We start from the raw sequence: 24,885 nt of genomic DNA on the forward strand, positions 1-24,885 counted from the left end.
ACATGCCGCATCCCGACCGCCCCTCCCCGGAATCTGGACATCCCACGACGCAGGCCGACGACGCACCGGACACGCGCCGGCGCGGTGTGCTCGCGTGGGCCCTGTGGGACTGGGGGTCGGCGGCCTTCAACGCGGTCGTGACCACGTTCGTCTTCAGCACCTACCTCGCCAGCAGCCTGTTCGTCGACCCTGCCATCGTCGACGCCGCCGGAGGCAACGACGACGATCCGGCGCTCGTGGCCGCCCTGGCGAACAACGCCAGCGTGGTCGGCGTCGCCCTCATGATCGCCGGCATCCTCATCGCCGTGCTCGCCCCCGTTCTCGGCCAGCGCTCCGACGGGAGCGGTCGCCGCAAGTTCTGGCTCGGCGTGAACACGCTCGTGGTCGTCGGCGCCATGGCCGCGATGTTCTTCGTCGAGGGCACACCCGGCTACCTCATCCTCGGAGCCACGCTGCTCGCGGTCGGGAACGTCTTCTTCGAGTTCGCCGGGGTCAACTACAACGCCATGCTCGTGCAGGTGTCGACGCCGAAGAACATGGGCCGCGTGTCGGGCTTCGGATGGGGCATGGGCTACGTCGGCGGCATCGTGCTGCTCCTGCTGCTGCTCGTGCTGTTCATCCAGAGCTTCGGCGCCGACGGGGCGGCGGGTGTGCTCGACATCCCGACCGACGACGGGCTCAACATCCGCGTCGCGATCGTCGCCTCGGCGGTGTGGTTCGGCATCTTCGCGATCCCCGTGCTGCTGCGCGTTCCCGAAATCCCGGCGGCCGAGCGCCGGGTGCGTGTGGGCTTCTTCCGCTCCTACGCGGTGCTGTGGGGCACCCTCACCAAGCTCTGGCACGGCAACCGGCAGGTGCTGATGTTCCTGCTGGCCAGCGCCGTCTTCCGCGACGGGCTCGCGGGCGTCTTCACCTTCGGCGCGATCATCGCCGCCCAGGTGTTCCGGTTCTCCTCCAGCGAGGTGCTCTACTTCGCCGTGGCCGCCAACGTCGTCGCGGGCGCATCCACGATCCTCGCCGGGCGCCTCGACGACCGCTTCGGACCGAAGAACGTCATCATGGCCTCGCTCATCGGCCTCGTCGCGACGGGGACGGTGGTGCTCTTCATCGGCACTGCGCAGATCGGCTTCTGGATCACCGGCCTCATCCTCACCGCCTTCGTCGGGCCGGTGCAGTCGGCGAGCCGGTCGTTCCTCGCCCGCATCACGCCGCCGGGGCGCGAGGGCGAGATCTTCGGCCTCTATGCCACCACCGGCCGCGCCGTGTCGTTCATGGCGCCGGGCCTGTTCGCCCTCTTCGTCGCGATCTCGGGCGACACCCGACTGGGCATCCTCGGCATCACCATCGTGCTGCTGGCCGGGCTCGCCCTCATGATCCCGGTGAAGGCGAAGCAGGCCGTCATCGACTGACGACGGCCTGCTCCCCGATCACTCGGGCGGATACGCTCCCACGTCCTTGCGAGACGCCTCGATCTGGGTGACCGACGGATCGACGCGCTCCGCCGGCGAGGCTCCCGAGCCACGGCCGGTGCCTGCGCCGTTCCCGTCACCGCTGTCGGCGCGCCGATGCATCCACTTCGGCAGGCGCGGCCACCTCACGCCGCGCTGGTCGGGCTCCTCGACCTCGAGGCCGTAGTAGTCGCCGATGCGCTCGACGAAGGCGGCGCGCTGCGCGTGGTCGTAGGCGCGGCGTTCGCGTTGGAACGCCACGATCGTCGACCAGCAGATCAGCAGCATCACGACACTGAACGGCAGGGCGATCGTGATCGCCGCCGTCTGCAGGGCGGTGAGTCCGCCGGTGAGCAGCAGCGCGATCGCGAGCAGCGCGGTCACGAGCGTGAAGAAAGTGCGGATCCACTTCGCCGGCTCCTGATTGCCGCCGGTGGCGATCATCCCCATCACGAGCGCCCCGGAATCGGACGACGTGATGAAGAACACCGCCACGAGCACCATCACGCCGATCGTGAGCAGCGTCGTGCCCGGGAAGTAGTCCAGGAGCTGGAAGATCGCCCCCTCGATGTTCACCGATCCGTCGGCCGTCGTCATCGATCCCGGCTGGTCGAGCTCGAGGTACAGGGCCGATCCGCCCAGCACCGCGAACCACAGGATGCCGAGCAGGGTCGGCACGCCGATCACGCCGAGCACGAACTGACGCACGGTGCGCCCGCGGGAGATGCGGGCGATGAAGATGCCGACGAAGGGCGCCCACGAGATCCACCAGCCCCAGTAGAACGAGGTCCACGACGACTGCCAGTCCTCCCCGGCGGTGCCCTGGAAGGCACTCACCGTGAAGGAGAGGCCGACGAAGTTCTGGATGTAGGAGCCGATCGACTGCACCCACTCGCGCAGCAGGTACTCCGTCTGCCCGAAGATCAGGATGTAGAGCAGGAGCAGGCCGGCGAGGATCAGGTTCGTCGAGGACAGCCACTTCATGCCTCGGGTGACGCCGGACAGCACCGATGCGAGCACGCACACCGTGATGACGCCGATGATGATCACCTGCAGGCCCGCGGAGGGCTCGGCGATACCGGCGGCGTCGAGACCCGCGCTGATCTGCAGCACGCCGAGGCCGAGCGAGGTCGCCACACCGAAGAGCGTTCCGGCGAGGGCGACGACGTCGATCGCATGACCCCAGGGTCCTTCGACGCGCTTGCGCCCGAGGACGGGCTCGAGCGTCCAGCGGATCGAGATCGGCCGGCCGCGCCGGTGGATGGCGTAGGCGAGGCTGAGTCCGACGATGACGTAGATCGACCAGGCCGTGACCCCCCAGTGGAGGTACGTCTGGGTGAGCGCCGCCTGCGCGAGCTGCGGCGGCTCGCCGGTCACGCCGGGTCGCGGCGAGATGAAGTGGCTGAGCGGCTCGCTGACGCCGTAGAAGACCAGGCCGATGCCCATGCCCGCGGCGAACAGCAGGGAGAACCAGGCGCCGAGGGAGAACTCGGGCTCGTCGTTGTCTCGACCGAGCTTGATGTCGCCGAAGCGGGAGAACCCGAAGACGATCGCGACCGCGACGAAGATCGCCGCGATCAGCACGTAGTACCAGCTGAAGCCGTTGACGATGGAGTTCTGCAGGCCCAGGAACAGATCTTCAGCCGCACCGGGGGCGAGGATCGCGAAGGCGCTGAAGGCGATCACGACTCCCGCTGCGGGCCAGAAGACCCAGGGCTGCACTCCCTTCCCGGCGGCGAGGGTGCTGGTCACATCCTCCTCGGCGGGCTTCACGTCGAGGAGGTTCTCGGTCTCTTCGGTCGGAGAGGAGGTCGGGTCGTCGGGCGCGGGGTCGTCAGGCGCCGTATCGGCGCGCGTCTGGTTCTCGCTCACCGCTCCACGGTATCGACGCCCGCCGGACGACCGAAAGTCATGGTGGTGTGCCGCGGCCGGCGGCTATGCTCGAGGGTTCTCGCCGGGCGCCGGCCCGGGCCACGCGTCGGCGAGCTTGCCGAGCAGGCGCGCGAGTTCCACGCGCTCGGCGTCGGTGAAGCCCGCCAGGGCGGTGCGCACCGCATCCGTCCGCTCGCCCCGGAAACTTCGCGCGATCGCGGCGCCCTCCTCTGTCAGGGCGATGCGCGTGCGACGTGCGTCGTCGGGATGCGCCTCGCGGCGGACCATCCCCTCCTGCACGCCCTGCTGCACCAGTCGCGAAGCACGGGGCTGGTCGACACCGATCCTCTCGGCGAGCTCGCTCACGCCCAGCGGCTCCGGCGAGCTCGCGAGCACGTCGAGCATGCGCACCCGCGCCGGACCGCCGAATCGGCCGGGTCCGGCGAGCGGGTGCGAACCCGGCCACTCCGGGCGCCCCCGCTCGCCGACGCCCGGCTTGCCGTGCGACCCGGGCTTGCCGTGCGACCCGGGCTTGCCGTGCCGGCCGTGAGGATGACGACCGCCCTCCCACGGCGGCCGGGAGAAGCGCCGCCCCCGCAGGCGAGCGAGCGCGGCGGCGATCGTGGCGGCGGGGTCGTCGGGCCGAGGATCGGTCATGGTTCGAATTTACATGTCTCTTGACATGTTCCACACAAGCATGTCACCATGCATGTAGTTGTTACATGACATATATCTGAGGAGAACTTCCATGAACACCCCCGAAACACCCACACCCCGCCCCCTCGGCTTCTGGCTGCGCGCGCTGGATGCTTCACTCTCGCGAGAGATCGACGGGCGCCTTGCGGCCGAAGACGTCACACGACGCGACTGGATGCTGCTGAACGTCATCGACGGATCCATCGACGCACCCTGGCCCACGCGCCAGGGCCGCGGCCCTGGCCACGGACGCGGACGCCACCTGCGCCACCTCGCCGACCGAGGCTGGGTGGAGGAGGCCGGAGACGGCAGCCTGTCGCTCACCGACGCCGGTCGCGAGGCGAAGCAGCGTCTGGCGGGCATCATCGACGAGGTGCGCTCCCGCCTGGTCGAGACCGTCGGCGAGCAGGACTACGAAACGACCGTGCGCAGCCTCGAGGCCCTCACCCGCTCGCTCGGCGGCGCCGACGACGACTCGTTCGACTTCGCTCGCGGCCGCTTCGGTCGCGGGCACGGCTTCGGCCGCGGGCACGGCGACGGGCACGGTCGCGGATACCGACACGGCTCCGGCGACGGGCACGGTCGCGGATTCCGTGACGGCTGGGACGGCAACCGCCACCACGGCTTCGGTCCGCGCCACCCCGGCTACGGCCCCCGCCCCGACCGCGCCCCCACCGCCTGACGACACCCGACCCCGCCCCGCCGATGTCGGAGAATCGCGCCGATGTCGGAGGATTCGCCCGAAATCGTCCGACATCGAGCTGAATCTCCGACATCGGCGGGGGCGATGCGACCTCCCGCGCCGGTCTACCCGGGTAGACTCGCGCTCGCCGAGGGATTCAGGGCGAGGGAGAGCGACGGATGGGGCGGGACGAGGCGCGCAGCCGCCGGGTGACCCGGGCCGACGTCGCGCGTGCGGCGGGCGTGAGCACGGCCGTCGTGAGCTACGTCATGAACGGCGGCCCGCGTCCGGTTGCGCCCGAGACGGCGGCCCGCGTGCGCGCGGCGATGGATGACCTGGGCTACCGGCCGAACCACGCGGCACGCACCCTCAATCTCGGCACGACCCGCACCATCGGCCTCGTGCTGCAGGACACGCTCAACCCCTACTTCGCCGAGTTTGCCGGTGAGATCGACCGCGCCGCCCGCGAACGCGGATTCGGCGTGCTCACCGCCGAGTCGCACGGCGATCGCGACGCCGAACGCCGCCTGCTCTCGGATCTGTCCGACCGTCAGGTCGACGCCCTGCTGCTCGCGAGCTCGGGGCCTCCCACCACCGAGCCCGCCGTTGCCAACCCGCGGGATCCCACCACCGTGCTGCTCGACTGCGCCGGTCCGGTCGCCGGTCATCACACGATCGGTCCGGATGCCGCCTCCGGCGCCCGCGCCGCCGTCGCCCATCTCGCACAGGTGCACGGCCGCCGGCGCATCGGCATGGTCATCGGCCCCGACGGTCTCGCCAGCCCCGATCCGCGCCTCGCCGGATGGCGCAGCGAAACCAAGGCGCGCGGCGTCACGCCGGGCGCCCTCGCGGTCGACGACTGGAGCAACGCGGGCGGATACCGCGCCGCACGACGCCTCCTCGACACCGGAGCACTGCCCGACGCGCTCTTCGTCGGCTCCGATGCGCAGGCGATCGGCGTGCTCCGCGCCCTCCTCGAGGCTGGCATCGACATCCCGCGCGCGTGTCCGATCGTGAGCTTCGACGGCACGGGCGCCGGCGACTTCACGTGGCCGGCGCTCACCTCAGCACGTCAGCCCGTGCGCGAGATGGCCGATCTCGCGCTCGCGCTGGTCGCGCATCCCGACCCCGACCCGCGCTATCACGCGTTTCCCGTCGACCTCGTCGTGCGGGAATCGTGCGGATGCCCCCTCACACCCCCGGTCGCAGGACCGATCGATTCCTGACGCGAAAGGCCTCCGTGACCTCCTCCTCCCCCGCCTTCCCGCGGCGCGCCGTGTCGCTGCGCGCCGCCGGCGTCGCGCTCGTGCTCGACCTCTCCGGCGATCTGCTCCCGGCGACCGCGCACTGGGGCGCCGACCCCGGACAGCTGAATGAGCCGGAGGCGTTCGCGCTCATCGACGCCGGCGTGAACCCCGTCGGCCTCAACCAGGTGGACGAGCCGGTGCGCGTGGCGATCCTTCCCGAGGGGTCGAGCGGATGGCCCGGCCGTCCCGGCGTATCCGGTTCGCGCGGCGGCACGGCGTGGTCGCCGCGATTCCGGGTGACCGAGCGCACACTCGGAGGCGTCGCGGTGCGTGATGGCTACACCGAGTCCGGGCCGGGGGAGCTCGTCGTGCGCGCCGAAGACGCCAGAGCCGGCCTCGCGCTGACGCTCCGCGTGGAGCTGCTGCCCAGCGGACTCGTGCGCACACGAGCGGAGCTGACCAATCTCGGCACCGACGACTACGCGCTCGATGCGCTCACGCCGGCGCTGCCGATCCCGCCCATCGCCGGCGAGGTGCTCGACTTCGCCGGCCGCTGGGCGCGTGAGCGTACACCGCAGCGCACCGACCTCGGTGTCGGCATCCACTCGCGCGAGAACCGCCGAGGGCGCACCGGCGCCGATTCGGCCTATCTGCTGCACGCCGGGGTGCCCGGATTCGACTTCGCTTCGGGAGAGGTGTGGGCGGTGCACGCGGCGTGGAGCGGCAACCACGTGCACTACGCCGAGCGGCTCTTCAGCGGCGAGCAGATGCTCGGGGGCGGCGAACTGCTGCTGCCCGGCGAGGTCGTCCTCGACGCGGGTGCGTCTTACACGTCGCCATGGCTCTACGGCGCATACGGCGACGGGCTCGACGAGCTCGCGGCGCGTTTCCATCGGCATCTGCGGGCCCGTCCGCAGCATCCGTCGTCGCCGCGCCCGGTCACCCTCAACGTGTGGGAGGCGGTCTACTTCGACCACTCCCTGCCGGGACTCATCGATCTCGCCGACCGGGCAGCGGAGATCGGGGTGGAGCGCTACGTGCTCGACGACGGCTGGTTCGGATCCCGCCGCGACGACACCTCCGGCCTCGGCGACTGGCAGGTGTCTGCGGATGTCTGGCCCGACGGGCTCGGGCCACTGGTCGACCACGTGACCGGACTCGGCATGCAGTTCGGACTGTGGTTCGAGCCCGAGATGGTGAACCTCGACTCCGACGTGGCGCGGGCGCATCCGGAATGGATCATGAGCGCCGATCCCGACCGGCTGCCGGTTCCGAGCCGCCACCAGCAGGTGCTGAACCTGGCGATCCCGGCCTGCTACGACCACATCCGGGATGCGATGGTCGCGATTCTGCGCGAGTACGACATCTCGTACATCAAGTGGGATCACAACCGCGACCTCGTCGAAGCGGCCGACCGCATCGACGGCCGACCGGTCGTGCACGCCCAGACGCTCGCCTTCTACCGGCTCGTCGACGAGTTGAAGGCGACCTTCCCGGGCCTCGAGATCGAGTCGTGCTCCTCGGGTGGCGGGCGCATCGACCTCGAGGTGATCGAGCGCACCGACCGCGTTTGGACATCGGACTGCATCGACCCGCACGAGCGCCAGCTCATGCACCGCTGGACCCAGCAGCTGCTGCCGCCCGAGCTGATGGGCGCGCACATCGCGTCAGGCGTCTCGCATACGACCGGACGGGGCCACTCGCTGGAATACCGCGCGTCGACCGCGCTGTTCGGTCACTTGGGCATCGAGTGGGATCTGCGCGACGCCCCGGCGGCGGAGTTCGCGCAGCTCACAGCCTGGGTGGCGTTCTACAAGCAGTGGCGTGACCTGCTGCACACCGGCACGATCGTGCGTCTCGACACCGGTGACGAGACCCTGTTCGGTCACGGCGTGGTCGACGCGGACCGTTCCCGCGCGCTGTTCGCGATCACCTCGGTCGACCGGCCGGTGACGAGCATGTACGGGCGCGTGCGCCTGCGCGGGCTCGATCCGGATCGTCGCTACCGGGTGCGCCCGGTACTGCCGGCGGGAAGTCTCGGCGGGATGCTGCCGCCACCGTGGTGGGGTGGCGGCGCGGGTGACATGGCCGCGCACTCCGCGGTCACCGCCGACGATGTCGCTGCGAGCGTGGGTGCCGTCTTCACCGGCGGGACCCTCGAGCGGGTCGGCCTCACGCATCCGGCGGTGTTCCCCGACACGACCGTGCTTTACGACGTCGAGGCGATCGACTCGGTTGCCCGTTGACGGGGCGTCCCGCGGTCGCCGCTGTGCCCCCCGACGACGCAGCGACCGCGGGGTAAACCCCGGGTATCGGTGTTCGTGAAGGCGACGACTCCGTGGCCTCCGACTGCCGACGCGACTCAGGTTAGAGGATTCTCATCCCGAGGGGAAGGGGTGCAGCGAAGCGGATTCTCATCGACCCGCGGAGCCCGCATCGGTGACGCCGACATCGGATCGGTGGAAGTTCTGGAACGAGCGCGAGGCGGTCGGTCCGCGCTGCCCCTGGTAACGGTTGGCGTACGGGCCGGAGCCGTAGGGGTTCTCGGTCGGCGACGAGAGCCGGAAGAAGCACAGCTGCCCGATCTTCATGCCCGGCCACAGCTTGATCGGCAGGGTCGCGACGTTGGACAGTTCGAGGGTCACGTGGCCCGAGAACCCCGGGTCGATGAATCCGGCCGTCGAGTGGGTGAGGAGTCCCAGGCGGCCGAGCGACGACTTGCCCTCCAGACGCGCTGCGACATCGTCGGGCAGGGTGACCTGCTCGAACGTCGACCCGAGCGCGAACTCTCCCGGATGCAGGATGAACGGCTCATCCGGCGCGACCTCGATCAGGTGCGTGAGGTCGGGCTGGTCTTCGGCGGGATCGATGAACGGGTACTTGTGGTTGTCGAACAGCCGGAAGTACCGGTCCAGGCGAACGTCGACGCTGGACGGCTGCACCATCCGCGCATCCCAGGGGGCGATTCCGATGCGTTCGGCGTGGACTTCTGCGCGGATATCGCGATCGGAAAGCAGCACGGCATCAGCCTAGCGATCCGCGTGCGAGCGTTCGACGCCGACCTTGTTATGCTGTCGGATGCTGCGGTTTTCCGCTCTCGGGGATGTAGTTCAATGGTAGAACTTCTGCTTCCCAAGCAGACAGCGCGGGTTCGATTCCCGTCATCCCCTCCACAAGCCCTCACGTGCCACCGACGGTGGTGCGGGAGGGCTCTCGTACGGATGCCGTCGGCATCGATCCGCCTGCGGGCGTCCTGATCCGCCCACGGCACAGCGGGTTGTCTAGAAAGGCGCTGGGCAGACTTCTGGGTCGGGTGGGTCCGCGTCGCCCGGGCCGCCGACCCCGTCGGGCATGAACATGACTCGTGGTGGTGGGTCGTCGTCGTATTCGAGGCCGGAGGGTGCGGTGAAGTGAAGTCTTCCGCCGGGCATTTGGACGACGGTCCATCCGGCGGCTTGTTTCAGCGCGTGGTGGCTTTCGCAGAACGCGCCCATGTTCTCGACGTCGGTCTTACCGCCGAGGGCCCAGTCTTCGCGGTGGTCGATGTCGCATTCGGTGGCGGGTCTGCGGCATCCGGGGAACCGGCACCGGATATCCCGCGCCACCAGATACCGTTTCTGCGCCGGTGTCGCGAAGCGTCGATCGACGGCGAGCACCGTTCCGGTGATGGGGTCGAGGAAGACCCGGTCGAAACCGGGGGCGTTGCCGGCGAGGATCTTCGCCGTCTCCGGATCCACCGCGCACTTCCCGTTCAGCTGCGCCCCACCCAGGGTCGTTCCCGCGAGCGTGGTCGCGGGGACGGTCACCTGCACGTGCCCACGGATCGCACCCAACCCACCCTCGACCCCGGTCGGGTCGACGGAGGGGGAGGCGGTGAGCATCATGTCCAGCAGCAGGTCGGTGCGGATCTGATCCAGCGTCCGCTCATCGAACCACACACTCGGCTCCGAATCGACGTCACCCGTCCCCACGTCGGCACCGTCCGCCTTCGATGCCTCGTCGTCGCCCGTCCGCGTCTCGGTGGTGTTGCGTCGTGCCGCCCGGTCGGCGGCTTTGATCGTCTTCCCCTGCCGGGTGAGCCGGTCGTAGACCCCGTGGACCTCCACGGACGGTCCGATCGCACCGAGCATCGACATCCCATCCCGCAGGTCCTCCACCCAGATGCGTCGGTCCAGCACGGCATCATCGTGACGTTCCTGCATCGACAGAGGGTTGAGGTTCTCCGCGACCTGCTCCGCATACGACCGCACCCTCGCCGCAGACGTCGTCTCCGCATACCCCAGCACGTCCCGCTCGTAGCTCTCTCGAGCCCCCGGGTCGGCAAGCTCCGCACCGGTGTCGACGATCACCTTCACATGTGCCCGGGACACCCGGCCCGCGCCACGACTCCCACGCCGCCGGGAACTGGGTCACGGTGCGGTGCGCGTCGAACAGGCGGGTCTGCATCGTGCGGTCACTGACCCGCTTCGCCACCGCAAGCTCCGCCGCCATCGCGCGCGCAGCGGCATCTCCCGCTCCCGCGTCGACGCATCCCGCAACCGTGCCGTCTGCTGCTGGGCGAGGTCATACGCCTCGGCATACAACCGCTCACGCTCCGCCTGAATCCGCGCCTCCGCCACATCGAACGCCGCGATCTCCGCAACCAGCTCACGCGTGCGAACCCGGTCCGCCCCACCCTGCTGGTCGATCGCCATCACAACCCCCGCTCGATCCCCGACTACTTCGAGCGTAGAACCAACTTCAGACATTGATGCGACGTAATGCGGGGCATGGGGACAAATAATTCATACACAAGTACGAAAATGTGAAGACGTGATCCGATCCCATTGCGATCACCCGACCATCGCAAGTGGAGCGGTTGCACCGCTTCGGGGCGACGCGCCCGCTACCGCGGCGTGACGGATCGCAGCCCGTCGGCGATCGGGGCCATCCGGCGCCGAACGTAGGCATCCAGCGGCTCGTCGATATCGCTCGTCGTCCATTCGTCGGTGCAGTGCGCGGCAGCGGCAACGAGGGCATGGGCGAGCAGGTCGACGAGTCCCGAATCCACCTCCGGCGCTCGTGCGGCCGCCGCGTCGCGCAGATGGTCCGTCAGTTGCGTGACGGACAAGGACATGAAGGCACGCAGCTCCTCGTCCTGGTCCACGACGCGGCGGCGACGCTGGAGCTGCTCCCGCTCCGCGGCGTCGTATCGGGCATGGAGAAGGATCGCCCTCAGGATCAGGTCGACCACCGAGTCCGGCGTCTCTTCGTCGGCGAGCGCATCAGCGGCACGCTCGGCGCGTCGATCGAAGTCCTTCCACAGCAGGTCTCGTTTGGACGGGAAGTAGGAGAAGAGCGTCGTGCGGCTGATCCCCGCGGCCTGCGCGACCTCACTCAGCGAGGTCTTCGCGTAGCCCTGGGCGAGGAAGAGCTCGATGGCGACGTCGCGGATCTCTTCGTGCGAGCTTTCGCGGGGACGCCCGCGACCACGAGCGGTCATCGCCCCAGTTTCCCCTATGTCTTATTTTCCGAACTATGTACAGTTATTCGCGCATCGGACGAAAGGACGAACAATGAAGTCAGTGCACGTGACGGGACCCGACACCGTCTCCTGGGTGGAGGTCGCCGAACCCGAGGTCGGCGCCAACGATGTGCTCCTCGCCGTGAGGGCGTGCGGCATCTGCGGCTCAGACGCCTTCTACACGCACGTGGGCGGCATCCCGCCCCGCCAGGGCGCGACCCCCCTTGGCCACGAACCCGCCGCGGAGGTGACGGCCGTCGGCTCCGCGGTCGAGGGCATCCACGTCGGCGACCACGTCGTGATCGACACGATGCGTTTCCAAGACGGACTACTGGGCAGCGGCGGTGCGCAGGGCGCCCTGACTCCGACAGTGCTCGTGAAGGACTTCCAGCCCGGGGTGCAGCTGCGCGTCATCCCCGACGACATTCCCTGGGAGGTCGCGGCTCTCAACGAGCCGATGGCCGTCGCCCATCACGCCGTCAACCGCTCCGGGGCTGCGGAGGGGGATCGGGTCGCGGTCTTCGGTGCCGGCCCGGTCGGGCTCGGCGTGCTCCTGTCGCTGAAGTCCAAGGGCGTCGCGCACGTGGTCGTCGTCGACATCCAGCCGGGCCGCCTCGACAAGGCGCTCGCGATCGGAGCCGACGCCGTGATCAACTCCGCCGAGGAGGACGTCGCCTCCCGCCTGGCGGAACTGCACGGTGCCGAGGCGGACCCGTTCGGCCGCCAGCAGCACGCCGCAACCGACATCTACATCGACGCCGCGGGCGTGCCGAGCGTGCTCGAGACCGTCTTCGCGTGCGCGAAAAGCCGGGCCGTGCTGACCATCCCCGCGGTGCACAAGCAGCCCGTTCCGGTCGACTTCGGGCAGATCCTGCGCAGCGAGATCGACATCCGCATGTCGATGGGCTACCCCACGGAGATCTTCGAGGTCACCGACGCGATCATCGCGCATCCCAGGAAGTACGCGCAGATCATCAGCGACGTGCTCCCGTTCGAGCGCGCGCTCGAGGCGCTGGAGCTGGCGAAGACGCCGGGCGCAGCCGACAAGGTCGTGGTGACCTTCGGCGACTGACCCGTGGCCCGCACCGATGCCCCCGGGGCTACGACTGGTGCTCGTAGGCCGGCGCAGGCGTCTCGACCCCGGGGCTGTCGTTCGCCGCGAGCGCGAGCCAGGTCTCGACGACCGTGTCGGGGTTGAGCGAGAGCGACTGGATGCCGCGGCCGACGAGCCACTGCGCGAAGTCCGGGTGATCGCTCGGCCCCTGTCCGCAGATGCCGACGTACTTGCCCTGTCGCCGACACGCGTCGATGGCCGTGCCGAGCAGGTGCAGCACGGCGGGATCGCGCTCGTCGAAGGCTGATGCCATGAGAGACGAGTCGCGGTCCAGCCCCAGGGTCAGCTGCGTCATGTCGTTGGAGCCGATCGAGAACCCGTCGAAGTGCTCGAGGAATTGCTCTGCGAGCACGGCGTTGGCGGGCAGTTCGCACATCATGACGACGCGAAGCCCGTTCTCGCCGCGGCGCAGGTCGTTCTGCGCGAGCAGGTCGACGACGGCCTTCGCCTCGCCGACCGTTCGCACGAACGGCACCATGATCTGCACGTTGGTCAGTCCCATGTCATCGCGCACCCGGCGCAGGGCCTCGCACTCCAGGTCGAAGCACGCGCGGAAATCCGGAGAGACGTAGCGGGCGGCGCCGCGGTATCCGAGCATCGGATTCTCTTCGTCGGGCTCGTAGAGCGACCCCCCGATGAGGTTGGCGTACTCGTTCGACTTGAAGTCCGACAGGCGCACGATCACCGGCTCCGGCGCGAAGGCAGCGGCGATCATGGACACGCCCTCGGCCACGCGCTGGATGAAGTACTCCTTGGCCGACGGATACGCGGCGGTGCGCTCCCGGATGTCCTCGGCGAGCGCACCGTCGAGCCGGTCGAGTTCCAGCAGGGCCCGAGGGTGGATGCCGATCTGACGGTTGATGATGAACTCCAGCCGAGCCAGGCCCACACCCGCGTGCGGCAGACGCGAGAAGGCGAACGCCTGGTCGGGGGTGCCGACGTTCATCATCACCTTGACGGGGGCCGCCGGCATCCGATCGAGCTCGGTCTGCTCCTCGGCGAACTGCAGGAGCCCGTCGTACACGAGACCGTCATCACCCTCGGCGCACGAGACGGTCACCTCCTGGCCGTCTTTCAAGGCATGGGTGGCCACGCCGGTGCCGACGACGGCGGGGATGCCGAGCTCGCGGGCGATGATCGCGGCGTGGCAGGTGCGTCCGCCGCGGTCGGTGATGATCGCCGAGGCGCGCTTCATGATCGGCTCCCAGTCGGGATCGGTCATGTCGGCCACCAGCACGTCGCCGTGGGCGAAGTCGTGCATCTGGTCGATCGAGGTGAGCACCCGCACGCGGCCGGAGCCGATACGCTGCCCGATCGCGCGCCCCTCGACGAGCACCGCACTTCGCTCGGCGAGCACAAAGCGGCTCAGCACGTTCGCGGATTTCCGCGACACGACGGTCTCGGGGCGCGCCTGCAGCACGTAAATCTGGCCGTCGTTGCCGTCTTTGCCCCACTCGATGTCCATGGGGCGGCCGTAATGGGCCTCGATGACGAGGGCGATCCGGCCGAGCTCCTGCACCTCCGCATCGGTGATCGAGAAACGCGAGCGTTCGGCGGCATCCACCTCGACGAAAGCCGTGCTGCCGTCGACGTGCTGCCCGTTCGCGTAGCGCATGGCGATCGCCTTCTCACCGACGCTGCGCTTGAGGATCGCGGGGCGGCCGGCACGCAGACCCGGCTTGTAGACGTAGAACTCGTCGGGGTTGACGGCGCCCTGCACGACCGCCTCGCCGAGGCCGTAGGAGCTCGTGACGAACACCGCGTCATCGAAGCCCGACTCGGTGTCGAGGGTGAACATCACGCCCGAGGCCCCGATGTCGGAGCGCACCATGCGCTGCACTCCGGCCGAGAGGGCGACGTCGTGGTGGTCGAAGCCGTGGTGCACGCGGTAAGCGATCGCTCGGTCGTTGTAGAGCGAGGCGAACACACGACGGATCGCGCTCAGGATGTTCTCGATGCCGCCGATGTTGAGGAACGTCTCCTGCTGACCGGCGAACGAGGCGTCGGGGAGGTCTTCGGCGGTGGCGCTGGAGCGAACAGCCCACGTGACCGCCGTGGGATCGGACTCACCCGCGACGAGGTCCGCGTAGGCCGAGCGGATGTCGGCTTCGAGGTCGGCGGGGAACGGCTGCTCCTCTATCCAGGCACGAACACGCGCGCCCAGGTGGGTGAGCGCCGCGACGTCGTCGATATCGATGCCCTCGACGGCGGCGCGGATGCGAGCGTCGAGCTCGCCCTCGGCGAGAAACCGCTCGAAGGCGTCGGCGGTCGTGGCGAAGCCCGGGGGAACCCGGATGCCCGCGGACGCCAGGTGAGACACCATCTCGCCGAGCGACGCATTCTTGCCGCCCACCTGGGCGAGGTCGTTCATGCCGATCTCGTCGAAACGCAGGATGTTGGTCATGGGCTGGGCCTTTCGTGGGGTCGGTCGCGCAGATTCATGGACTGCAGGATCACGGCGGACATCTCCTCGACGCTGCGGGTCGCGGAGCTGAGGAACGGAAGGTGCGTGCGGCGGTAGAGGTCTTCGGCCCGGCGGAGCTCGAGCGTGCACTGGGCGAGGCTCGCGTAGGTGGAGTTCGGGCGGCGCTCGTGGCGCACCTGGCTGAGACGGAGCGGAGTGGTGGTCAGCCCGAAGCAGCGGTCTGCGTGCGGGGCGACGATGCGCGGCAGACCGTCGGTCGGAAAGTCGTCGTCAGTGAGCGGATAGTTCGCGACAAGGAGCCCGTAGTGGAGGGCCAGGTACATCGTCGTCGGCGTCTTCCCGCACCGCGAGGGCGCGACGATGATCACATCGGCGCTCGCCAGGTCGCGCCCGCTCTGGCCGTCGTCGTGTTCGATCGCGTACTCAACGGCCCGCATGCGGCGGAAGTACTGCTCGAGGTCCCCGAGCCCGTGGTACTGCCCGGAGCGCGTCTCGGCGGAGAACATCCATGTCACCGATCTGCTGCCCGCACACCGGTTGGGCGGGCTCGTCGACGCGGCCGTCATCCACGGCGGCCAGGGCACGGTGCAGACCGCCTGTGCCACCGGTGTGCCTTTCGTGGCTCATCGCGAATGAGAGTGTAGGAGCGGTCTGAATCCGCCGGCTTCGAGGAGCGATCTGGCGACGTAGTGCGTGAGGTTCCGGAAGCCGAGGGCGGAACCGCGAAGGTGCTCGAGCCGGCCGTTGATGGCCTCCGTTGGGCCGTTGCTCGTTCCGGGGCGGTCGAAGAACGCGAGGATGTCCGCGGCGCGCTGCTTCAGCGTGCGGCCGAGGCGACGGACCTCTTTGAGCAGCGCGGGGACGCCGTTGCTGACAGAGTCGATCACCGCCCGCATCATCTCCTTCGCCTTGTTCTTGTCGGGTTCGCGGTAGGCGGCGACGATGCGCTGGTAGATGCCCCAGGTCGCTTCGACCTCGACGTGCTCCTCGGCGGCGAATACCGCGTCGAGGCGGGCGGTCTGCTTCTCGGTGAGGAAGCTCGCGCCGGTGTGGAGGGTGCGGCGGACCCCGTAGAGCGGGTCGCCGGCGTGGCCGCGGTGCCCGAGGGTGTCTTGCTGGACGCGCTGCCGGGTCCGGTCGAGCGCGTCGCCGGCGAGGCGGACGACGTGGAACGGGTCCATCACGGGGACCGCGTCGGGGAGCTCTTCGGCCGCGGCGGTCTTGAAGCCGCTGAACCCGTCCATCGCGACCACCTCGATCGCCTTCGACCAGTCCTTGGGTCGGGCGGCGAGCCACTGCTTGAACACCTGCTTCGAGCGGCCCTCGACCATGTCCAGCAGCCTGGCCGGGCCCGTCTTGTTCCTCGCGGGGGTGAGGTCGATGATCACCGTCACGTACTTCTCGCCAAACCGTGTGTGACGCCAGACGTGCTCATCGACACCGATCGTGGTGACCCCGGCGAACCTCGCCGGGTCGTCGATCAGGCGACGCTTGCCTTCGGCGATGATCGCGGTGTTCGCAGTGTGCCAGGACACCCCGAGCCCTGCTGCGGCGCGGGTGACGGTGAGGTGGTCGACGACGATCGCGGTGAGTGCCCACGCGATCCCGCCGCGGGAGATCTTCGCCCGCGGCGCTGCCGCCTTCGACGTGTCCTGCCGCCAGGTGCGGCGGCAGTGCGTGCACCGGTAGCGGCGCACCCGGACCAGCAGCGTCGTCGGCCGATGCCCGAACGGCTCGTGCGCCAGCGGCCGCGTCACCGTGCCACGCGGCACGCCCTCCGCACCGCACTTCCGACACCACGGGTCGTCCTCGACGACGCGGCACTCCAGCACCGCCCGATCAGGCTCAAGCAGCTGCCCGACGGCTTGAAGGCCGAGCTCGTCGAGACGGCAGAACGTGGTCAGGTCAGGGGTCGCGAACGTAGGGTGGTGCAAGTCGAGGTCTTCCGGCGGTCGGTGAGTGTGAGAACTTCCATCCTGGAAGACCTCGACGCCTATCCGCGAACCAGCCGGCGGTCCCGGGCTACACCCTCAACTGCGAAGAGCCCCTTTCGTCGGGATGGGCCTGCAGCCCGAGCAGACGTGGCATGTGCGGGCGTGCGCGTCCCGCGGCAACGCGATCGCCCTGTCACGGAAGGATGCGGGCACGCCGGCCTTCCTCGACGCCGTGCGGCACGTGCTCGCCGACCCGGGCATCGGTCTGGCGGCCGACGAGGTGCGCGACGCCTACGAGGGTGCCGACGGCGCCGCCGCGACCGCGCGCCTCATCGAGGCGGCCCTCGCCGCCTGAGTCGCGTTCCGCGGGAGACGCGGACCAGTGCGGCGCGAGGGTGAACGACGACACCGTGGGCGCCGACGTGGCGGCCACCTGCAGCCCCACCGTCATCGTCTGACCCGGCGAGAGGGATGCGGCCCACCCCGCACCGTCGCACGTGATCGTGCTGCCGGCGAGGGAGCAGTCCATGCCCCACGCGTTGACGATCCCCGTCGCTGTCGGCGAGGTCCACGACGCCGTCCACCCGGATTGGTGCGACGCCGCGGTGACCACGACATTCGCGACGTAACCCTGTCCCCAGACGCTGGTGGGCTCGAGCGATCCCGACAGCGCAGCCGGGCCCGGCGTCACCGTGGGCGTGGGGGCCGGCATCGGCGTGAGGGTCGGGGTCGGCGTGGGGGTCGACGTCGGCGTGAGGGTCGGGGTCGGGGTCGGCGTGGGCGTCGGCGTCGGCGTGGCGCTCGGGCTGGGCGAGACGGTGGGCGTCGGGACCGGCCCGACGCTTTGGGCCAGCAACGGCGCGAGGGCGGCGACCTTGTCGGCTTCCGGGGTGCGCCAGTCGTCGGCGACGATGCCGCCGGTGTCGCCCGAATTGGGGTTGAACGACCAGAAGGCGAAGCTCATGTCGTTCTCGTCGAGGTAGGCGATGATCTCGTCGAACCACAGCCGGTCGCTGTCGGTCTCGAGCTTGGTCCCGAACTCGCCGAGCAGCACCGGCGCGATGCCCTGCTTCTGGATATAGCCCCAGTTGGTGTCCCACACCGAGGTGAGGTTGTCCGGGTAGTCCGACGCACCGAACCAGTTCTGCCACGCGACCGACGCCGGGTAATCGTGCGGCGAGTAGACGACGCGATCGGCGACCTCGAGCACCACCGGGTCATCGGCGACACCGCGCAGGCCCCCGCCCCACCACGTCCAGCTCCCGTCGACGTCGCGACCGACACCCTCCACGATGATGAGCAGGTTCGGGTTCGCGGCGAGCACCGCGTTGCCGGCTCGCGTTGCCGCAGCCGGCCAGTCGACGCTCGCGTCGCCGCATCCCCAGCACGCGCTGTCGTGGGGCTCGTTGTGCAGATCGGCGCCGATCACCGTCGGATCGTCGGCGTAGCGCTCGGCGAGCATCACCCAATCGTCGATCCACTGCTGTTCGTCGACCTCCGAGGTGTACCAGAGCGAGGACTGTCCCGAGGTGGTCGGACGGTGGCGATCGAGGATCACATCGAGCCCGTACGCGCTTGCGCGGTCGATGACCGCGTCCATCACCTGCAACGGCGTGAGGCCCACGAGGTCGGGATTGGCGTTCGCGTCGATGGAGGATGTGCTCGATGCGGTGAGGCACTCGTTGGCGTAGGGCAGGCGGATCGCGTTGAATCCCAGCCCCGCGATGGTCTGCAGCCCCTCATCGAGTGAGATCGTCCACAGGCCGTGCGGCGCACAGTTGGACGTTTCGAGACCGAACCAGGACACGGCACGGATGGTGTGCGCCTCTCCCGCCTCGGTGACGATGCGTGCACCGTCGGTGTGCAGCCAGCCGGACTCGGAGGCGGATGCGGGCGCCGAGACGACGCCGAACCCGGCGACGAGGGCGACCGCGGCCAGAAGGGCGCTTGCGCGAGAACGCAGGCGCGTGGGGATCCGCTGTGACATCGATGCGCCCTCCGCTTCCCTCCCCAGCGAGAGACCACCGTAGCGCGTCCGCCGTTTCGCGCGGGTGAATTCCTCAGGCGAGCGGTTCGGTGAACGGCTCCTGCGCGGGGTCGGCGGGGGGATGAGGCCCGTCCGCGGCCGGCTCGCCGGCAGCGGCGTCCTCGTTCGGGTTCGCCTCCGACCGCGGTGCGGTCTGCACCGCACCGATACTTGCGACGATCACGAGTCCGATCCCGACGACCTCGAGCCAGGACAGAAGCTGACCGAGAAGGAGGAACCCGGCGAGGGCCGCGGTGGCGGGCGCAAGGCTCATGAGGATCGCGAACGCCGCCGCGGGCAGACGGCGCAGCGCCACGAGCTCGAAGGCGTAGGGGATCGTCGACGACAGCAGCGCGACGGCGGCACCGAGACCGAGCAGCTCCGGCCGCAGCAGCGCCTCGCCGGCCGATGCGATGCCGAACGGCAGCGCGATCACTGCTCCCGCGGTCATCGCCAGGGTCAGCCCCTCGAGCTTCGGGAATCCCCGCCCGACGCGCGCCGAGGCGAGGATGTAGAACGCCCAGCTCGCGGCGGCCCCGAGGGCGAAGAGCACGCCGATCGGATCGAGGCGCTCCCATCCGCCTCCGCCGAGCGCGACCACACCCATGAGGGCGATCGCCGCCCACAGCCACGCGGATGCGCGACGGCTCGCAATGATCGACAGCGTGAGCGGACCCAGCACCTCGATCGTGACCGTCACGCCGAGTGGCAGCCGCTCCAGCGCGAGATAGAACAGCCCGTTCATCACGGCGAGCACGACACCGAAGCCGACCACCGCCGCCCACCCGTCGCGCGTGTGTCCGCGCAGGGCCGGCCGGGCGATGATCCAGAGCAGCACCGCGGAGAACACCAGCCGCAGCATCACCATGCCGAGGGGGCCGACCTCCGGGAACAGCAGCACCGCGAACGATGCGCCGATCTCCTGACAGGCGAGGCCGGTGATCACCAGCAGCACCGCGGTGGCGTTGCCGGTGCGCACGCTCACCGAGGCGTCAGCCTTCGGCGTCGGGTATCGGACAGATCGCGCGATCGGCGATCTGCGCGTGGAACTGCTCCGCCGTCCACGGCAGCCCCGCGGTCGGTGCCTCCTGGCCGGAAGCAGCGGGCGCCTTCGACGCGATCGCGGCGAGCTCCCACGCGAGGTATGCGGGGAACGCCACGCCGCCGGCGGAGTTGTTCAGCACGAGGGCGACGGTCAGGCCGGTGTCGGGATCGGAGAACGCCGCGGTCGAATAGCCGAGGGTCGTGCCGAACTGACCGATGAGCGAGCCGGTGATGCGGGCTCCCCCGGCCGTCGTCTGCCATGACGGGGCATCACCGTAGGCCGGCTTGGCGTCGTCGAAGCGCTCCGTGTCATCGGGGAGCAGCGCACCCGTCGCGAGCGCCTGCGCGTAGCGGCCGAGATCCTGAATCGAGCTGGTCACACCGGAATCGGTGAACCCGATGCTCGACGACGACTCCGTGTAGTCGGTCGGTTCGGCGCAGTTCAGACCCTCTTCGCCCCGCAGCGACTGGTATCCGGGCAGCGGGTTCGCACCGGGCTCGGCGGGCGCCGCGCCCGGAAGCTCGGTGGAGGTCAGCTCGAGCGGCTCGGTGACGTACTCGGCGATGAGATCGGATGCCGACATGCGCGTCGCATTCTCCAGCGCCTGGCCGAGCAGAACGTAGCCGGCATCGGACTCCCGGAAGGTCGCGCCGGGCTCGGCATCGCTGCGATCGGATAGCCCGAAGCTGGCCAGGAACGCGGGATCCCACTCGCGTCCGGGGAACTCGAGCCAATCGGCTTTCAGGTAGGGCTCGTACGAACCGACACCCGATGTGCCGTCGCACAGCATCTCCAGGGTGACGGCCTCGAGGTCGGGCACGCCGGTGACATAGTCGGTGACGCTGTCGTCGAGGGACACCGTGCCCTTCTCATCGAGCACGTACAGCACGTCGCACGTCATCGCGCGGGTCACCCGACTGGCACGGAAGGTCATATCCTCGGACACCGCGGCCCCGTCCGGACCGGTCGTTCCGAGACCCGCCACCCACGAGCCGCTCCACGGTGCCCAGACCCCGACGATCGCGCCGGTCGCACCGGATGCCGCCATCGCCTGCTCGGCCGCCGCCTGCAGCTCCTGCTGGATCTCGTCGGTGAACCCGCCCTCGACCTGCGCGGGAACGTCGATCTCGACGGTGGCGCCGCCCGAGCACGCCGAGGCGGTCAGGGCGACGGCAACGGCCATCGCCGAGACTCCCAGAATCCTGCGGCGCAACATGTTCTTCGACTTCCCACCCCCCGGTGACCTCTGAATTCAAACACACGCACGTAACGACTCGGTCACAGCACGGCGAGCATCCGCCCTTACGCTATGCTCCGTGACTCACGTTTTCGATCCCGACGTCCAGACCGCGATCCTCCGCCACATGAACGGCGATCACACCGACGACAACCTGCTCATCACCCGCGCGTTCGCTCCCGAGCGCGACATCGCCGCGGCCACGATGACCGGCTTCGACGGCGACGGCGGCGTGTGGGAGGTCACCTCCGCCGCGGGAACGGTCACCGAGGTGCGCATCCCGTGGCCGGGCGGCACGATCTCGGAACGCCCCGAGGTGCGTCGCGAGGTCGTCGCGCTGTATGACGAAGCGTGCCGCCGCCTCGGGGTCGAGCCCCGACCGCACGCCTGACGCGCACCCGTCTCGAAATCCACGGTTAGGTTCACCTAACTCTTCCCCTACAATGGCGACATGAGCGAGGTCATCTCCTTCTCCAGCGCCCTGCGCGAGCGGTCCAGCACGGCCCATGCTTCGAGCGAGCACGCCGGCTTCATGGCCGACCTCGTGCGCGGCGACGGCACCCGCGACGATTACATCGCTCTCACGGCGCAGCACTGGTTCATCTACCAGGCGCTCGAAGCGGCCGCCGACCGCATGCGCAACGATCCGGTGGCGAGGGTCTTCATCAGCGACAAGCTGACGCGCCTTCCCGCTCTCGAGGCCGACCTCGAGTTCCTCATCGGACCCGACTGGCGCGAGAAGATCGCTCCGCTGCCGACCACGCAGCGCTACGTCGAGCGCATCAACCTCGTGGGCACCACGTGGGCCGGCGGCTTCGTCGCGCATCACTACACGCGCTACCTCGGCGACCTCTCCGGCGGCCAGTTCATCGGGCGGCTCATGTGCCGCCGATTCGGCTTCGAGACCAACGGCGTCGGCTTCTATCTCTTCGAAGACATCGCCGACCCGAACGCCTTCAAGGACGTCTACCGCGAGCAGCTCGACGCCGCACCGTGGGACGACGCCGAGAAGGAGCGCGTGATCGACGAGGTGCTGGTCGCCTACCGGTTCAACACCGAGCTGTTCGAGGACCTCGCCCGCGCCAAAGCCGCGGCGATCGCCTGACTCACCGCGGACTCGCCGCACCGGCCGAGCGCACCTCGCGCATGAATCGCCGCACGTCCTCATCCACCCGGATGTCGCTCGGCCGCAGCGGGCGCGACAGGTACAGCCCGTCGAGTGACGTCAGTCGCGACAGCGCGACATAGGTCTGGCCAGGCGCGAAGGCGCCCGAGCCGAGATCGATGACGGCCCGGTCGTACGTCTTTCCCTGCGACTTGTGGATGGTGACCGCCCACGCGAGCCGCAGCGGGAACTGGGTGAACTCGGCCACGATCTCGCGAGTGAGTGACTTCGACGCGGGATCGTAGGCGTAGCGGAACCTCTCCCACACGGCCGGTTCGACGTCGAACTCCTCGCCGTCGACCTCGACCCGCACGTTCTCGCCGGCGATACGCGTCACCGTGCCGATCGTGCCGTTGACCCAGCGCGGCGGCTCGCCGAACGACGCCGTGTCGTTCCGCAGGAACATCACCTGCGCACCGATCTTGAGCTTCAGCTCGGCGTCGGCCGGATACGCGTCGCCGCGCCCGAAATCGCCGTTGATGTCCGCCGCCGCGGTCTGCGATCGTCCCGGCAGGGCATCGAGGTGCCGTCGGTTGATGTTGTTCACGATGTCGTTGCGCGTGGCGAGCGTGATGATCGGTGTCTCGTCGGCCGTGGGGTCCGGCGGCGTCCGCGCGCCCGTGTCGTTGAGGATCTTGGCGATGTCGGCGGTGACGACGCCGTGGCGCACCGCGTTCAGCATCGCCTTGAACTCCGGATCGGCCTGACGGTGGATCTCGGCGAGCTCGCGCACGTGCAGCTGCGCGCCGTGCGATCCGATGTCGATGATCCCGTCGCCGCCGACATCGCCGACCCACACCTTGGCGTCGAAGAACCAGAACGACCGGTAGTGATCCCGGATGTAGCGCAGCTCGTCGCCGCGCGGAGGCACCGGCGCGAGCTGATACGGGTCGCCGAACATGACGATCTGCACGCCGCCGAACGGCTCACCACGGCGCCCCCGCGCCTGCCGCAGCGAGCGGTCGATGCCATCCATGAGGTCGGCATTGACCATCGAGATCTCGTCGATGACGAGGGTGTCGATGGCGTTCAGGATCTTGCGCGTGGCATCGGACTGGTCGATCTCGCTGTCGGCGATGAGACCGATCGGCAACCGGAAGAGCGAGTGAATGGTCTGACCCTCGACGTTCAGCGCCGCAACGCCCGTCGGTGCGCAGACCGCGATCTGCTTGGACGTGTTCCACGCCAGGTGCTGCAGCAGCGTGGACTTCCCGGTGCCGGCGCGACCGGTGACGAACACGTGCTCGCGGGTGTCCTCGATGAGACGGAAGAGCGACTCCTGCTCGAGGGAGAGGGCGCGCGTGGTCACCGGTTCATGGTAGCCATGCGACACCGCATGACGGCATCGGGCGGTCGGTCAGGCGGACTTTCCTAAACTGGAGGAGTGGAGCGGGGGGCGACGGATGCCGCACCGGAGGCGTCGCATGCGCCTCCGGCATCGGGCGCGCCCGCCAGGCGCCGATCGCGGGGCGCAAGGCTCGGGCGCGACCTGACCGTCATCATCGTGATCACCGCACTCGTGCTGGCCGGCCTCGCGGTCGCCGCCACGCTGGCCTACCGCGAGTTCTACAGCCCCTCGGCATTCGTGCGTCACTACCTGCATCTGCTGCACGACAACGACGCCGCCGGGGCGCTCGCCGTTCCCGGCGTCGCGATCGACAGCGCCGAGCTGCAGGCCGCGGGACTCGAGACACCCGACTCCGACGCCCTCCTGCGCGCGGCGGCGATGGGCTCGCTGCGCGATGTCTCGATCGTGTCGGAGGTGTCCGACGGCGAGGTCACAACGGTCATCGCGGAATACGACGCCGGCGGCGTTCCCGGCACCGTCACTTTCGAGGTCGAGCACACCGGCTGGATCGGCATCGCCCCGACCTGGGCATTCGCCACGAGCCCCCTCGCCGTGATCGACCTGTCGGTGGAGGGGTCGATGGAGTTCGCGGTCAACGGGTTCGAGATCGACAAGAGGCAGGTCTCCCCCGACGGCGTGGACGCCGACCCCACCGCGCCGATCTCGATGCTCGTGTTCTCCCCCGGCCTCTATTCGGTCTCCGTCGACACCGCGATCGCGGCGACGCCCGGGGTGGCGGTGCTCAGCGACGCCCCGCTGACAGAGGTGCCGGTCACCGTCGCAGCCGAGCCGACCGAGGAGTTCGTCGAGGTCGTGCAGGATCGCGTCGAGGACTTCCTCACGGCGTGCGCCACGCAGGAGGTGCTGCAGCCGACGGCGTGCCCGTTCGGCTACACGGTCGACGATCGCATCGTCGGTCTGCCGTCCTGGTCGATCACGGAGCAGCCCGCCGTCACGGTCGAACCCGACGGAGCGAGCTGGAAGATCCCCGCGACCGAGGCCGTCGCCCGCATCGACGTGCAGATCCAGTCGTTCTTCGACGGCAGCATCCGCGACGTCAGCGAAGAGGTGCCGTTCCTCGTCACCGGTACCATCACCGTGCTCCCCGACGGCAGCGCCTCGATCGTGGTCGGCGCCGGCTGA

General features: G+C 69.4%; 21 protein-coding genes and 1 tRNA gene. 9 read left to right on the plus strand and 13 right to left on the minus strand.

From position 1 onward, the window contains the following. Nucleotides 1–2 precede the first annotated feature (2 nt). Entirely contained in the window at nucleotides 3–1,409 is a 1,407-nt protein-coding gene (locus IM777_RS15770) for an MFS transporter (protein ID WP_194384013.1), read from the plus strand. Nucleotides 1,410–1,427: 18 nt separating this feature from the next. Here IM777_RS15770 and IM777_RS15775 read toward each other — a convergent pair whose 3' ends face one another. Both IM777_RS15775 and IM777_RS15780 read right to left on the minus strand, forming a co-directional pair. After that, nucleotides 1,428–3,200, minus strand: a complete 1,773-nt coding sequence (locus IM777_RS15775; protein ID WP_228481140.1) for a BCCT family transporter — start codon at nucleotides 3,198–3,200, stop codon at nucleotides 1,428–1,430. Between the two features lie 183 nt (nucleotides 3,201–3,383). Continuing rightward, nucleotides 3,384–3,977, minus strand: coding sequence for a MarR family winged helix-turn-helix transcriptional regulator (locus tag IM777_RS15780; RefSeq protein ID WP_194384014.1), 594 nt, complete (start codon nucleotides 3,975–3,977; stop codon nucleotides 3,384–3,386). 91 nt (nucleotides 3,978–4,068) lie between these two features. Between IM777_RS15780 and IM777_RS15785 the strand changes: the two genes are divergently transcribed. From IM777_RS15785 to IM777_RS15795, 3 genes are all read left to right on the plus strand, one after another. Then, complete coding sequence (locus IM777_RS15785) at nucleotides 4,069–4,698, plus strand: MarR family winged helix-turn-helix transcriptional regulator (protein WP_194384015.1); 630 nt, start codon at nucleotides 4,069–4,071, stop codon at nucleotides 4,696–4,698. A gap of 179 nt (nucleotides 4,699–4,877) precedes the next feature. Beyond that, nucleotides 4,878–5,924: a LacI family DNA-binding transcriptional regulator gene (locus tag IM777_RS15790; protein WP_194384016.1), complete on the plus strand. Its 1,047-nt coding sequence runs from the start codon at nucleotides 4,878–4,880 to the stop codon at nucleotides 5,922–5,924. After that, nucleotides 5,882–8,191: an alpha-galactosidase gene (locus IM777_RS15795; protein WP_194384017.1), complete on the plus strand. Its 2,310-nt coding sequence runs from the start codon at nucleotides 5,882–5,884 to the stop codon at nucleotides 8,189–8,191. The genes IM777_RS15790 and IM777_RS15795 overlap by 43 nt, the downstream gene beginning before the upstream one ends. A 168-nt stretch (nucleotides 8,192–8,359) precedes the next feature. Here the strand turns inward: IM777_RS15795 and dcd are convergent, their stop codons facing one another. Beyond that, nucleotides 8,360–8,965: a dCTP deaminase gene (dcd, locus tag IM777_RS15800; RefSeq protein WP_071045473.1), complete on the minus strand. Its 606-nt coding sequence runs from the start codon at nucleotides 8,963–8,965 to the stop codon at nucleotides 8,360–8,362. 79 nt (nucleotides 8,966–9,044) lie between these two features. Between dcd and IM777_RS15805 the strand changes: the two genes are divergently transcribed. Then, nucleotides 9,045–9,118 (plus strand) — tRNA-Gly (locus tag IM777_RS15805). Between the two features lie 108 nt (nucleotides 9,119–9,226). On the opposite strand, the gene IM777_RS15810 is transcribed toward IM777_RS15805, so the two are convergent. The 3 genes from IM777_RS15810 to IM777_RS15820 all read right to left on the minus strand — a co-directional run bounded on the left by IM777_RS15810 (nucleotide 9,227) and on the right by IM777_RS15820 (nucleotide 11,427). After that, nucleotides 9,227–10,315: an HNH endonuclease signature motif containing protein gene (locus tag IM777_RS15810; protein WP_194384018.1), complete on the minus strand. Its 1,089-nt coding sequence runs from the start codon at nucleotides 10,313–10,315 to the stop codon at nucleotides 9,227–9,229. Nucleotides 10,316–10,354: 39 nt separating this feature from the next. Continuing rightward, nucleotides 10,355–10,639: a hypothetical protein gene (locus IM777_RS15815; protein ID WP_194384019.1), complete on the minus strand. Its 285-nt coding sequence runs from the start codon at nucleotides 10,637–10,639 to the stop codon at nucleotides 10,355–10,357. A 191-nt stretch (nucleotides 10,640–10,830) separates the two neighbouring features. Next, entirely contained in the window at nucleotides 10,831–11,427 is a 597-nt protein-coding gene (locus tag IM777_RS15820) for a TetR family transcriptional regulator (protein WP_194384020.1), read from the minus strand. Between the two features lie 73 nt (nucleotides 11,428–11,500). Between IM777_RS15820 and IM777_RS15825 the strand changes: the two genes are divergently transcribed. Continuing rightward, nucleotides 11,501–12,520: a zinc-dependent alcohol dehydrogenase gene (locus tag IM777_RS15825; protein WP_194384021.1), complete on the plus strand. Its 1,020-nt coding sequence runs from the start codon at nucleotides 11,501–11,503 to the stop codon at nucleotides 12,518–12,520. A 28-nt stretch (nucleotides 12,521–12,548) separates the two neighbouring features. Here IM777_RS15825 and ppsA read toward each other — a convergent pair whose 3' ends face one another. The 6 genes from ppsA to IM777_RS15855 form a co-directional block, all read right to left on the minus strand. Continuing rightward, nucleotides 12,549–14,966: a phosphoenolpyruvate synthase gene (gene ppsA / locus IM777_RS15830; protein ID WP_194384022.1), complete on the minus strand. Its 2,418-nt coding sequence runs from the start codon at nucleotides 14,964–14,966 to the stop codon at nucleotides 12,549–12,551. Beyond that, the gene (locus tag IM777_RS15835; RefSeq protein ID WP_336510678.1) at nucleotides 14,963–15,592 is read right to left on the minus strand and encodes a kinase/pyrophosphorylase; all 630 of its coding nucleotides are present in this window, start codon (nucleotides 15,590–15,592) and stop codon (nucleotides 14,963–14,965) included. The genes ppsA and IM777_RS15835 overlap by 4 nt, the downstream gene beginning before the upstream one ends. Nucleotides 15,593–15,610: 18 nt before the next feature. Then, nucleotides 15,611–16,921, minus strand: a complete 1,311-nt coding sequence (locus tag IM777_RS15840; RefSeq protein ID WP_194384023.1) for an ISL3 family transposase — start codon at nucleotides 16,919–16,921, stop codon at nucleotides 15,611–15,613. A gap of 193 nt (nucleotides 16,922–17,114) precedes the next feature. Next, the gene (locus IM777_RS15845) at nucleotides 17,115–18,908 is read right to left on the minus strand and encodes a cellulase family glycosylhydrolase (protein ID WP_194384024.1); all 1,794 of its coding nucleotides are present in this window, start codon (nucleotides 18,906–18,908) and stop codon (nucleotides 17,115–17,117) included. Nucleotides 18,909–18,981: 73 nt separating this feature from the next. After that, a complete protein-coding gene (locus tag IM777_RS15850; RefSeq protein WP_194384025.1) occupies nucleotides 18,982–19,932 on the minus strand; it encodes an EamA family transporter in 951 nt (316 codons plus the stop codon). Between the two features lie 7 nt (nucleotides 19,933–19,939). Further along, on the minus strand, nucleotides 19,940–21,175 hold the full coding sequence (locus IM777_RS15855; RefSeq protein WP_228480860.1) for a serine hydrolase domain-containing protein: 1,236 nt from the start codon (nucleotides 21,173–21,175) through the stop codon (nucleotides 19,940–19,942). Between the two features lie 133 nt (nucleotides 21,176–21,308). Between IM777_RS15855 and IM777_RS15860 the strand changes: the two genes are divergently transcribed. Together IM777_RS15860 and IM777_RS15865 are read left to right on the plus strand one after the other, a co-directional pair. Then, nucleotides 21,309–21,620 (plus strand): DUF2470 domain-containing protein, encoded by a 312-nt coding sequence (locus IM777_RS15860; protein ID WP_194384027.1) that lies wholly within the window; start codon nucleotides 21,309–21,311, stop codon nucleotides 21,618–21,620. 60 nt (nucleotides 21,621–21,680) lie between these two features. After that, nucleotides 21,681–22,334, plus strand: a complete 654-nt coding sequence (locus IM777_RS15865; protein WP_194384028.1) for a biliverdin-producing heme oxygenase — start codon at nucleotides 21,681–21,683, stop codon at nucleotides 22,332–22,334. Nucleotide 22,335: 1 nt separating this feature from the next. Here the strand turns inward: IM777_RS15865 and IM777_RS15870 are convergent, their stop codons facing one another. After that, entirely contained in the window at nucleotides 22,336–23,703 is a 1,368-nt protein-coding gene (locus tag IM777_RS15870) for an ATP-dependent DNA helicase (protein WP_071045222.1), read from the minus strand. A gap of 195 nt (nucleotides 23,704–23,898) precedes the next feature. Here IM777_RS15870 and IM777_RS15875 point away from each other — a divergent pair, with 195 nt between their 5' ends. Beyond that, a complete protein-coding gene (locus IM777_RS15875; protein WP_228480861.1) occupies nucleotides 23,899–24,885 on the plus strand; it encodes a hypothetical protein in 987 nt (328 codons plus the stop codon).

It is taken from the genome of Microbacterium luteum, assembly GCF_015277875.1.
GTDB lineage: Bacteria > Actinomycetota > Actinomycetes > Actinomycetales > Microbacteriaceae > Microbacterium > Microbacterium luteum.